Origin of the sequence: Fictibacillus enclensis, from assembly GCF_030123385.1 — a bacterium.
Lineage (GTDB): Bacteria > Bacillota > Bacilli > Bacillales > Fictibacillaceae > Fictibacillus_C > Fictibacillus_C enclensis.
Map to the genome: position 1 here is coordinate 3,056,057 of NZ_CP126109.1, position 12,593 is coordinate 3,068,649.

A 12,593-nucleotide genomic window follows, 5' to 3' on the forward strand; every position below is an offset into this window, starting at 1 on the left:
AATTTTTTTATTGTTAAGATTCATTGCTAAAAAAAGCTGCCAAATTTGGCAGCTTCAGCTTGTTGACAAAGTCTCATGTCTACAAGCTTTTTTTATTCTAGAATGAAACCAGATACGGTTTGAGGGGAGAATTTACATGTTATCGAAACATTCTACTGATGAACGCATCATACACTGAACAAATATGCTGGAATTTGAAAAATATTTTCGATTACGTTTCCGATAAAAGGATCATATTTCAACAACACCACAGTTATTTTAGTAATTGTTTTTTTGTGAAAATCTTAATATTACCTCTGTTCCTTCCCCTTGTGTACTTATCAAATTGATTTCTCCCTTGTGTAAATTCATAATACTTTTGGCTATTGGAAGACCTAAACCAGAACCTCCAGTCTCTCGACTTCTTGCTTTATCGACTCTGTAAAATCGTTCAAAAATGTGCTGGATCTCATCTTCAGGGATTCCAATACCATAATCCTTTACACGAACCAGGACTTGATTTTCATGTCCTTCTAGAAATACATCAATTTTTTCATTGCTGTATTTTATGGCATTATCTAATAAAATAATGATAACTTGCTTGATTTTTAATTCATCACCATCCACTAGGATTTGATTTTCTTTATAGTGAAAGCTTATCTCACGTTTATACACTTGTTTGAATTGCTTAATGATACTTTTACATAAAGACACCAGGTCAAACTGATCTGTTTCGAGTAGAGTTTCATTCTCTAATTCAGCTAAATCAAGGAAAGTTTCAGTCATTTTTTGGATCCTTGTTGCTTCTAAATGAATAGCTGCGATGGCTTCATCCGTCATCTTCTTGTTTTTCAGCCCATGTCGTCTCAATAGATTGGCATAACTTTTTATCACGGTTAACGGTGTTTTTAATTCATGAGAAGCATCTGAAACGAATTGTCTTTGTTTCTCTATATTTAGTTGAAGCCTGGCAATCATCCGATTAAAGGTTTTCGCCATGGTTTGAAGTTCATCTTTGGTGTTATCTTGAATACTGATGGTTTTCGGCACCCCGCTCTTTTCTATATCCTCCATCGTATTTATCATATTAGAGATCGGACGCATAATCGTATTGGCTAACCATCGTCCTCCAAGCAAGGATAAAAAGGCAGCTATAATCGTGGAGGAAATTAAAATGACTCTAAGAAGCTCTCTTCTGGCTTCAAGACCTTGCAGGCGTTCTGCGATTTCCAAACTTCCATTAACAGTCGTACCATTCTTTATGGGAACACGAACCACTAATACTTGTTCTTCTCCATGTTCAGCAAAAATGATATGGGTTTGAGTCTGCTTTTTTGTTGTATACTTTCCTTTTATTTTCTTTGAAAGTAACTTATCGTTTGTTTCCTGGAGGATGACCTTGTTTTTAGGTCCCATTACACGGATAAAGGAATGTTCCGTTAGCGAATCTCGTAATGTTTCCTCCATTTGAGAAGATGACTGATTGAGGTGAATCTCTGCCATAATATCCTTCGCCTTTTGAAAAAGCATATTCTCATCCATAGTTACAGTGTTTTTCATAAATAAAAAGAAAACCAAAAAATTAGTAAGAATCAAGATACACAACATCCAGGCAGTGGTTAGAAGATTAATTTTTGTTGTGATTTTCACCATTTTTCTCCTTGATGGTGTAGCCAATCCCTCTGACAGTATGAATTAATGGGGCAGAAAAGTTCGTATCCACCTTTTGTCTCAAGTGCCTTATGAATACATCAATAACATTGGTTTCGCCCTCATACTCATATCCCCATACGTTGATAATGATCTTCTCTCTAGTCACTACTTTGTTTTTATTATGAATTAAATACACCAGAAAGTCATACTCCTTGGGCGTTAGCGTAATAGGTTCACCAGCCCTTGTCACTTCTCTTGTTTCCGTATTAATGATTAAATCTTCAACCGTTAATAAGGAGGGTTCCTCGTTCGTTTCTACTTTCTCGCTGTTCCGGAGACAAGCTCTGATACGAGCCAGTAATTCTTCAATTTCAAATGGCTTTGTTACATAGTCATTTGCTCCATGATCCAGCCCTGCCACTTTATCCCATGTAGCATTTCGGGCAGTGAGAAGAATAACCGGCGTTTTCTTGTTAGTTTTTCTCAATCGCCTTAATACTTCTATACCGCTTATTCCTGGCAGCATGACATCCAATAAAATTAAGTCGGCCTCGGATTCCATAGCCGCTTTTAAACCTGATGCACCATCATGCTCAACGGCGACCTGGTACCCTTCGTACTCCAGCTCCATCTTCAAAACCCGCGCAATTTGAGTCTCATCCTCAATCACTAAAATTGTTGTTTTCATTTTAAATTCAACCCTTCTAATGCTTTTCCAATACAAGCCTTATCATTTCAAACAATAAGAAGTTAAAAAAGATCCAAACACCGCCATAGACATATCCACCCACAATATCACTTGGAAGAACTGAGGTTACAGCAATGTTTATAACGGCCAGTCCAAGAAAAATAACTAAACCAACGAGAGCAGCGAGTATATAAAAGTAATTATTTTTCGAATGGCGAACAAGCAAAAACAAACAAACGCCATAAACAATTATTATAATGGTCGCGTTAAAGTCAGGAAAATTAGCCGAATGAGGCTGCTTGATGAAACCAATGGACTGTAAGTAAGAAAACACCCCCAAGACTGTATCGTGAAAGGGCTTTGCGCCCAAGACTGAAACACTAAGGAGAAGATATTCCAATCCTCTGTTCTGTCTTTTATGCCAAATACCAATCATGGCTGCCGCCATAATAAGTCCCATAGCCAGGGGAGATTGGAAAACTAAAATCCCCCTCATCCAGTTACTGTAAATCACTGATTGAGCCATATATTCCGCAATATCGTTAAACTGAGTAAATTCATTATAAATATAGTCTTGAGCAAGTCCGAGCATTAACGTAACCATTCCAATGAATACAAGAGTAAGGAAAACAAGAAAAATTTCGGTCGCTCTGATTGTTTTTAGCTTTTTAATCAAACGATTGATCCAATGAATAAAAAAATCTTTAATTTGTACTCTATAAAAACGGTACGCAAAATAGCTAACTACTAATACACCTGCCACAATGACAAATATGATTACATATTTACTGGCAGCTTGATGGAATGTTTCCCATTGCGGTCCCAGAACCTTGCCAAGCGTAATAAAGCAAATCCCCCATAATATGGCTCCTGTATAGGCTGGAATAATGAATTTGCGAAAAGGCAATCTGGAAATCCCCGAAATGTAACCAGTAAAATGCCTGATCCCCGGAATAAAGTAAGCGAAAACTAATAGCTTACTGCCTGACCGCTCAAACCAGGCAGATGTTTTTTGATACCTTTCAGGTCCAAGGTGGATGTACTTCCCATACTTTTCAACTAATTTATAGCCCCCTGCTTTACCAATCCAGTACGTGACGGTAATACCGGAACCGGCTGAAGCAACCACCACCAAGAGGGCCAAAATATAATTCATCTTGCCTTGATAGACAAAATATCCAGCGTAACTCATTAAGAATTCTCCCGAAATAGGGAGAGCCATCAGCTCCAGAAAAATTCCTATAAATAAGATCAAATAACTGTGTTGTTCAAATAAAGTGATTAAATGTGACATGAAACTGCCCCCGAATATAAACAGAAAAATGATTACTAATCAATACCGTTTCTTTTTCAATGTACCACTATTTTTAAGAAAGGTTTTCAGATTAAGGAATTATTAATCTTTTATTAATAGAACAAAAAGGTTATACGCCCAGTCTTAATCTTAAACCGAGGTTATTAGTTTTAATCAAATATTAATCCTTTGTTAAGGAGAAACTAAAAATTTATTTCGTATGATTAGATTGCCCAAATCGATTGAACGAAACGCATAAAATAATTGGGTTATTTTTATAAAAATGACGGGGGATGGCAATGAAGTGAAACGAATAGTGGAGGCAACCATGCAGCGGGCAATTCTTATGATTGTATGTGTTGTCATTATTTTGGCGTGGGGAGGTATTTCTGCCTACCAGATGCAAAGAGATTATTTGCCTGGGATTAACAATACGACTCTTTCCGTTAGTATGAGAGTACCCGGTTATCAAGCCGCTCAGGTCAAACAGCAAATCACCGATAATCTGGCAAGTGCCGTTAAAACAGTGGATGGCTTATCCAATGTGGAAAGCACTTCCTATGACGGCGGATTGTTTATGAGTTTGTATTTTCCCATGAATACGGACATGAAACAAGCGGAGGATCAGGTAAACAAAGCTTTAGCAAATGCGGATCTTCCACAAACCATTACAAGCACGCCTTCGGTAACACGATTAACAACCAGCTCATTCCCGATTTTGACATACAGCATATCAAGTTCAAAATTGGATGAACAAACCCTGCGCTCCACTGGCACACAGGAAATTGTAAAACAATTAAAATCTGTTCCTGGTGTATCGGATGTATCTGTCATTGGGGGAGCAAAGGATGGCTATGTATTAACGATTCGCATGAAAGACCTGGTGAAAAACGGATTAACACTGGATGATGTCAATAAATCATTTGCGTTAGCTGTTCCAGCCATGCCACAGGGAACGATTATAAACAACCAATTATCCATTCCAGTGTCGTTTGATGGACTGAAATTCACGCCAAAACAAATGGAGAACGCAACGATTAAGAATTCGGAAGGAAAAGTCATTCCTGTATCAGCGTTCGGTACCATTACACATTCCTTAAATGACCTAAAAACCGTTTCCAGAACAAATGGAGCACCAAGTGTTACGTTAAATGTGATTAAGACACCATCAGCCAATATCACGGATGTGGCCAATGGAGTAAAAGACCGTGTGGCACATCTTCAATTGGATACCGTAAATCCGAAAGATGTCTCGTTCAGCGTTCTGCTGGACCGGGAGCATGAATTGAACAGCTCACTTTTCGGATTGGTCCGGGAAGGTTTACTAGGCTGTGTATTCTCCATGATTTGTGTGTTCTTCTTCTTCCGAAATGTAAGAAGCACCTTATTGATTGCCATTTCACTGCCGATTTCATTACTGGCAACCACCGCTTTCTTAAAATCGATGGGAATCACGCTAAACATTTTAACCGTTTCAGGTTTGATCGTAGCGATGGGCCGTATTGTCGATGACTCGATTGTGATCCTGGACAATATGTACAGAAAACGTGAGGAACAAAAGGATAAACCATTGCTTTCTATTCTGGCATCATCGGTGGTTGAAATGATTCCAGCGATTCTGGGCTCAACGCTTACCACGATTGCCGTTTATATTCCGATTGCTTTTGTCGGAGGGGTCATCAGTGCCTCCTACAGCGGTTTTGCCTGGTCAGTCGTTATTGCACTCATCATTTCATTCTTTGTCGCAATGTTAGTTATTCCTGCCCTTGCTTTTATGGGATGGAAAGGCGGAAATGCAGATCAACAAACCCTCAAACTCGATACAAAAATGAAACCCATTTTGCAATCGGCCTTTAAACATAAGAAAGCCATGATCATTGCTTCGATCGTAGTGTTCCTGGCCGCTGGAACGTGTTCTGCATTCCTTCCTGTAAGTTTGTTACCGAGCGGAAAAATTGGACAAATTGCCATTAAAGCAGAATTGCCAAAGGGAAGTACATTACTACAAGTGGATTCTGAAGTGCAAAAGATCGAAAAAGCATTAAAGAATAACCCGAAGGTTGCTGCGTATTCATCCAATTTCGGGTCTACCATGACACCGCAAAGTGATGATGTGTTTGACCAGGGCGGAGGCTTTATCACGTATCCGAACGTCGCGAACCTGGCCGTTGTGTTGAAGAATGATAAAGAAGCTGATTCAGTCATTAAACAATTACAGCAGCAGCTGCCATCATTATCAAAAGATGTAACGTATACGGTAACAAGCCAGAACATCTCTGGTGACGATTCCCAAATGCGTATCCTGTTTACAGGTTCGGACCAGGAAACATTGGACCAAGCAGCTCAAAAAGCAAGAACCAGCTTATCAAAAGTTTCGGATCTAAGTGTAGATGGAAAAGTGGATTTAACCAATGGTTCACCTAAGTATAAGGTGACGTTTGACCAAAAAGCGATGCAGGATAAAGGCGTAAAAGTGACGGACATTCTGCCGGTCATTAATCGTTATATCGCTCCATCCAAAGATGCTACCGTTACAGTGGATCATAAAGCACTTCCTGTGGACCAATATTTAGACCAAATTGCGACTGGAACGGACTCCAGCATTACGTTAAACGCAACGGCCGGTGATGTTTTAGCTTCTCTTTCTGCTGAAACCGTACCTGGTAAAAATGGTGAAAAGATAAAATTGGACCAGATTGCTAAAATTTCAAAGGATAACACGCCTTCAACCATTAGCGAACGAGATGGCCAGCCATTCTCTCTTGTGACCGCACAGATTACATCAAACGATATCAGTAAAGTATCAAGCCAGGCGGATCAAGCATTAAGCGGCATGAAACTTCCTAAAGGTGTAACCTATTCAATGGGTGGGATCACGCAGCAAGTAAAAGATATGATCTTTGATATGTCAGTGGCAGTCGCTTTCTCTATTCTTTTAGTGTTGCTCATTACGTCTTCCATTTTCAAAGGATGGAGAGCACCGCTATCCGTACTGTTAAGCATCCCGCTCGCCTTAAGCGGTGTGGTCATTGCATTAATTCTGTTCCACGGAGAATGGAATTTAGCGGCATTGATTGGCGTTCTGATGCTAACCGGTATCGTCGTTACAAATGGTATTGTGTTAATTGATAAGATCGAACGAAACCGAAGAGAAGGAATGCCCGTGAACGAGGCGGTACTGAATGGAAGCCTTTCAAGGATTCGGCCGATTTTAATGACAGCAGCAGCAACCATCCTAACGTTGTTGCCACTAGCAATATCACACAGTGCCGATACAGTCATTTCTCAGACGCTAGGTATTGTCGTTATTGGAGGTATGGTGACTTCAACCATCAACAGTTTTATCATCATTCCTATTATTTATGAATGGCTGCATAAAAAGTCTGTCTCAAAAAGTATTCCAACAACAGTAAATACTGTTAACTAAGGTTTTGATTCTCGCCGCATTAATTTACAACGAATGCGGCGAAATCTAGGGAAATAGATGCCTGAGATAATTGAACACTCTCAGGCTCTATTCCTATACTTATTGCCTATCCAACTGAAAATTTAGAAAGACAATTTTTTTGAAACGCTCACATTTTCATAACTGTATTTATGGATATGTAGATGAGATCCATTATTTTTATTGCTTAGTAGGTTGGAAAAAAAACATCTCAACACCCGCTTTCCAACTCTAATTGAAACGGACTGTAGGGCAATTAGAAATCAGTTTACCGAGCTATGTACAGTAAAAAAGGCAACAGCGTTTTACCGCCGCGCCCTACTTACTATCGTTATAAAATGGGTTTTTGAATCAAGTGGACTAGACTTGATTGTTTATATATTTCGCTCCCTAGTTTTTATATAATTGGGGGACAAATATAAATATTTGATTACAAAACAAAAGAGTCGCAACGAATTCAATCGTCTGGCCTTCTTGCACTCATAGGTTGAGGATGAGCAAAAAATCAAGGAATTATCCCATCTAGGATTGGAAATGATCACGTCTGAATGATCATTAATGGTTTCGTTATTGTTATTCGTTCTTTATGGGCAGTTACAACTTTTAATCTCAAAATAAAATAGCTCGGTCTACAGAGCTTCAGACAGTAGACAAACCCCTATTCGAATTAATTTGAATGGGGGTTTGTCTTTTGCACTGTTTCTAACACATACCTAGGCCAGAACTTACAAAAACAGGGGGAGAAGTTCAAAATCACTACCATGCGCTGTTGGAGGCGTTTTTTTATGAATAAGTAATGACATTTGAATCTCATTTTCAATACAACGTGCCGCATACGTCGCAAGCTTCGTGCCTTTCCCTCTCGAATAGCTCTCGATCGCCTTGATCAGTCCGATGGTCCCGATGGAAATCAGGTCTTCCGTATCTTCCCCTGTATTCTCAAATTTCTTGACGATATGTGCAACCAAACGCAAGTTGTGTTCGATCAGTTTGCTTCTGGCCTCCTGGTCTCCCTCGGCCATCCGTTTTAAGTATTCTTTCTCCTCATTTTCATTGAGGGGCTGCGGAAACGCATTGTTTTTCACATACGAGACAAACAGCATAACTTCTTTGAAAAAGTATCCTAATACAACAAGCAACCCGGACATTCAGACACCTCCCGGCGGTTATTTCGTACTCTTATCTGTATGCCGGGTTGGGCTTGTTAGGTGTCTGTACCATATGAAATGAAGCACACTCTAAAATATCCATTTTTCCTCGTCGAATTAGTAACGACTAATTAAGCAAATAACGTTTTTTTTACTCCTATAGACCCCCCAAATTCGCACAAGGAAAATAAAGGATGGCAGGTTTCAATTCAATATTCACCCTTACCTTCTTCTTTCTAGTGTTCCGAGTTATGCCCGCTTATCCTCTGGAGCATTAAGTGCGAACTGGCAACAATTTAGCACGCCTTAATTCTATCTTTATTTGATCTATGACAGAATTTTATTGTCGTTGTTATTAAAGTAAAGCACCCGTTACGACAATAAGGATTGAACCTTTAAAGCAACTTCTTTGGGTTTAATCTCAATGGATGATAACCTTTCAATAACTACCCACATTGGCAAATACGTTCCTCTGCCTCTATTCCTGCCTATGTACTCATCGCCTTGTCCAGTTCCGAATGTTCCGCCAATGATTTCTGATAGAAAGAAGTATTGATTTCCGTTAACTTTTGCAATGCATTCGTTAATCTTAACTTCAACTCCCAATTCTTCTAGGACTTCCCTTTTAGCAGCTCTTTCAGGTGTCTCTCCTTCTTCTATTCCGCCACCTGGAAATACATAGTATACAGAACCTTCTCTAACCCTTTTAATTAGTCCAACCTTTTTATTTTGTATTAGAATTACCGAACTTCTATTTCTCACAACGTTCCTCCATTTAAATTCACCTTATTAAATATAACTGCCAGTGGAATAAGAAAAAGGTAAAGACAGCTCCGATCTTTAGTTAACGCACCCGTTAGTACAATAAGTACTTTTAAGTTTATTTCAATAATCGATTGTTTCACAAACGAAATTGTTTATTATATTTTTCTTCTTTTAGCCCGAGCTTTTTTCTTTTTGTCATTGTCACTGAAAACAATCCCCTTTAACCTTTTTGGAAACTGAGGAATACTTATTTGATTTAGTCTTTAATGGTTTATCAAGGATACACTTGATAATATTTCTTCATTAACCTGACCGTCTCTTGAAGAAGAGAAATGTTCGCCGTAGCGATCTTTTTGTGCTCAAGTTCCCCTTCGTTGAACAAGAACTAACCCGTTTTATAAAAAAAATTTTAGCTAAATTTTTAATTACAAGGTAACCCCAAGTAGAAAAGGCGGAATATTTTTACCATTCTTACTGTTAACTAAAAAAACTAATCAAAGGCAATCATCTTATCATAATGATTTGCTAAAAGTTTAAATATAATGAACCATGACCTTATTTTAAAAGAAAAGAGGGTTATGGGATGAAGTGTAAAATACATCGGTGTAATTGCCGAAAGATCTGGTCTGTTCAGAATCGGAAAAAGAAAATAATAGCTAAGTCGATTTTGCTTAACGGCAATTGGATGACAGAAGTAAAACCTGATCGAAGATTAGATCCAAAAGGATTTGTCATTACTAACTACACTCAGGACATTATCACAGATCCCCCGATGGAATTACTAATGCAATTTAAAAAAGTAACAAAGTTAATTTATAATAAAAACACCGTTGAGTTTAATATTAAATCTGGTAAATTTTTATGGTTTGCCGAAGATGGAAGCTGTTATTTGTTAAATAGGATGTATGAGATGTAGCTGGGCAAGCCCTGCTACATTTTTCATTTGTTAATATCAATTAACCTGCTTTAGTAACCTGCCCTTGAGTAAAACAGCATCATAAAAAAGCGGCCAAACGATTTTCAACTAACGCACCCTTTACTTTAAGTACAATAGTTCACAAATTTACTTTGCGGGACTGGTAACATTCTTAATAAATTCCATATCTTTGATTAAGTCTGATTATTTGTCATGCAGACGACCACCTTTCCCTTGACGTTTCCTTCACCAAGATGAAGTTATTAGGTTTATGAATAAGAATAGCCATTTTCTTACTTTCAGTTTTATAAATCATGGGTCCCAGTATCAACAGTTGCAAGATTCGAGACGTGGAGTCTCCAATCAGAACATATCTTTCTTTAGGATTTAGTACCCGCTTGTAGTCGAAAATAGACCGAGTTCCTACAACATCGAGAATCAAATCATAAAACTGTCCTTTTTGTGCGAAATCTTCTTCAGTGTAATCAATAACATGGTCTGCACCAATGGACTTAAGAGTATCTAATTTTTTCTTACTGTCCACACAAGTTACTTCAGCTCCATATAATTTGGCAATTTGCAATGCAAATGTTCCAACGCCTCCACCCGCACCATTAATTAAGACGTTTTTAGCTTTATGAATCTGTCCTATATCACGAAGCCCCTGTAGAGCTAGAACTCCCGCTTGTGGTATCGCAGCAGCCTCGCCTCAAATGTCATTCTGGCTGGCTTCAACGTAAATGCCTCTGCATTCACACTTACATATTCCGCAAACCCACCCCAACCACACCAGGATATGTCTCCGAATACCTCATCCCCTACAGAGATATGATTGACTTCTCTACCAATTGCTTCAATCCTTCCTGCTATATCCGCACCCAGGATTTTGTATTTTGGTTTTAGAAGACCCCCAAGGCGATTCAGGAATGGTTTACCTCTAAGGAGGTCCCAGTCCCAATAATTTACAGAAGCTGCATGAATCTTTACCAATACTTCATTTTGTTTTAGAGTAGGTATTTCTATTTCTTTTAGGTTAAGAACGTTAGTCGTTCCATATTTATTGTATACCATTGCTTTGATAATGGGTTCTCCTTCACATTTGAGTTTTGATAAAAATTCATTCTGTACTTGCCTTTACATTGCATATTTTAACGAAGTTATAAGGGATATTTATTTTTAGAAGATTACCTTTATGGATGGCCCTAATATATATGTGGAATATTATATATTCCTTCCTAATTTTGTTAATTTTTTCTTAAACTAACCTGCCCCTTTAGTTCCACAAGAAAAAGCCGCCTTTAAGACAGCTCTAAGTTCAATTCTTCACAATCTTTCAGTTAAAGGAATAAGAAAAGGCTGTCAAAACAGCCTGTCCTATTTATTAAAGACTAATGAAGCAGTGAAGCTCTCAAATTAACACCATATTCCAAATATCCCTTTAAACAAGTCAACATATAGACCCAACCCTCTTTATTATCTAACATCTGACTTATTATATTTTCATCATTCTCGTTAAAACCTTCTTCAGTGATTTCAATGATACTTTCTGAATTATCTAATTCATTCAGGGTAATCATAACTCTATGGCCTTCCCCATTTGTACCCCAGTGAAACACTATTTTCTTATTTAACTCAATTTCCGTTATTTTCATATCGCCTTGTGCATCATATTCATCATATCTCAGTGTAATCGTTTTACCTTGTTCCCATCTTTGAGAACTCGATGAAAACCAAAAATCCCCTATTTTTGACGGGTCTACGAAGGCTTCAAACACTTCATTAACTGGCTTCAATATTTTCATTTTCGTAATATTGTTCATAAAATTCTCTCCTTCTACCTGTTTAAAATCACCTTTTTTTTTAAAACAATTAGGGTACAACCCATAAGTTTAGCACGCTCCTGACCTTTATTTCCATAATAAAAAGCTGTCTTAAAGACAGCTCGGATCTTTAGTTAACACACCCGTTTGTGGAAGATCCAATCTTAACGACACGATCACCCGACAAACTGAATTAGACTGACTCGTAAAAAAAGCAGTGACGGACTAGGAACTCGAAAGACCTAGACTGCCGCTGTTTTTATTGTGCTAACGTAATCCGGCTAGCGTAATCTACTTTAGGAGACAAGTTCATCTAACCGTCTGGTAAACGAGGCCTATGGCTCCAGAATCAAATGTCTTGTTTTCGATAAGTTTAAGATTGATCTTCTCCTTGAGACCTTTGAATAACGGCAACCCGCTGCCAATCAGGACGGGTGAAACCGTAATTTTATACTCATCTATTAAATCAAGCTGCATAAGGTAGTGTGCGAACCTAGGACTTCCGAGGATGACCATATCCTTGCCTGGCTGCTCTTTGAGGTTCTTGATCTCTTTCTCGACATCTTCTTTCACCAGTCTGGAATTGTTCCATTCGACTTTCTCCAGCGTCGTGGAAAAAACGATTTTGGATGTCTTTTCGATCCACTCGGCATGATCCCGTTCATGCTGCGAAGCTGATGGGTTCGAAGGCACAGATGGCCAGTAATTGTGCATCATCTGATAAGTCCCACGTCCCCAAATAACAGTGTCGGCAGTACTCAGAATTTCTTTCGCGTGTTTCTCCAATTCAGCATCGTAGGAAACCCAGCCAATGTCCATTTCACCGTTCGGCCCTTCTACAAAACCGTCAAGCGATGCGTGCAGAAATAGAACGAGCTTTCTCAT

The 12,593-nt window shown here is 38.6% G+C and carries 9 protein-coding genes and 1 pseudogene; 1 reads left to right on the top strand and 9 read right to left on the bottom strand.

Features of this window, described 5'->3' with window-relative positions; all coding sequences use genetic code 11:
- Nucleotides 1-258: 258 nt before the first annotated feature.
- Genes QNH15_RS16120 through QNH15_RS16130 form a run of 3 tightly spaced genes read right to left on the bottom strand, consistent with a single transcriptional unit; the run spans nucleotide 259 to nucleotide 3,614 of the window.
- Entirely contained in the window at nucleotides 259-1,632 is a 1,374-nt protein-coding gene (locus QNH15_RS16120; RefSeq protein WP_347343347.1) for a sensor histidine kinase, read from the bottom strand.
- On the bottom strand, nucleotides 1,607-2,320 hold the full coding sequence (locus tag QNH15_RS16125) for a response regulator transcription factor (RefSeq protein WP_283889314.1): 714 nt from the start codon (nucleotides 2,318-2,320) through the stop codon (nucleotides 1,607-1,609). Before QNH15_RS16125 ends, QNH15_RS16120 begins: the two co-directional genes overlap by 26 nt.
- Before the next feature lie 16 nt (nucleotides 2,321-2,336).
- The gene (locus QNH15_RS16130; RefSeq protein WP_283889315.1) at nucleotides 2,337-3,614 is read right to left on the bottom strand and encodes a VTT domain-containing protein; all 1,278 of its coding nucleotides are present in this window, start codon (nucleotides 3,612-3,614) and stop codon (nucleotides 2,337-2,339) included.
- Between the two features lie 304 nt (nucleotides 3,615-3,918).
- On the opposite strand from QNH15_RS16130, the gene QNH15_RS16135 reads away from it, so the two are divergent.
- Nucleotides 3,919-7,041 (top strand): efflux RND transporter permease subunit, encoded by a 3,123-nt coding sequence (locus tag QNH15_RS16135; protein ID WP_283889316.1) that lies wholly within the window; start codon nucleotides 3,919-3,921, stop codon nucleotides 7,039-7,041.
- Nucleotides 7,042-7,835: 794 nt separating this feature from the next.
- Here QNH15_RS16135 and QNH15_RS16140 read toward each other — a convergent pair.
- The 6 genes and pseudogenes from QNH15_RS16140 to QNH15_RS16165 form a co-directional block, all read right to left on the bottom strand.
- Nucleotides 7,836-8,207, bottom strand: a pseudogene (locus tag QNH15_RS16140) (sigma-70 family RNA polymerase sigma factor); the annotation flags it as partial.
- Nucleotides 8,208-8,579: 372 nt separating this feature from the next.
- Nucleotides 8,580-8,969: an NUDIX hydrolase gene (locus QNH15_RS16145; RefSeq protein ID WP_283889317.1), complete on the bottom strand. Its 390-nt coding sequence runs from the start codon at nucleotides 8,967-8,969 to the stop codon at nucleotides 8,580-8,582.
- A gap of 1,130 nt (nucleotides 8,970-10,099) precedes the next feature.
- Entirely contained in the window at nucleotides 10,100-10,582 is a 483-nt protein-coding gene (locus tag QNH15_RS16150) for a zinc-binding dehydrogenase (protein WP_430667170.1), read from the bottom strand.
- Complete coding sequence (locus QNH15_RS16155; protein WP_283889319.1) at nucleotides 10,561-10,959, bottom strand: alcohol dehydrogenase catalytic domain-containing protein; 399 nt, start codon at nucleotides 10,957-10,959, stop codon at nucleotides 10,561-10,563. The genes QNH15_RS16150 and QNH15_RS16155 overlap by 22 nt, the downstream gene beginning before the upstream one ends.
- 317 nt (nucleotides 10,960-11,276) lie before the next feature.
- A complete protein-coding gene (locus tag QNH15_RS16160) occupies nucleotides 11,277-11,708 on the bottom strand; it encodes an SRPBCC family protein (RefSeq protein WP_283889320.1) in 432 nt (143 codons plus the stop codon).
- Nucleotides 11,709-12,017: 309 nt separating this feature from the next.
- Nucleotides 12,018-12,593, bottom strand: a complete 576-nt coding sequence (locus QNH15_RS16165) for a dihydrofolate reductase family protein (protein ID WP_283889321.1) — start codon at nucleotides 12,591-12,593, stop codon at nucleotides 12,018-12,020.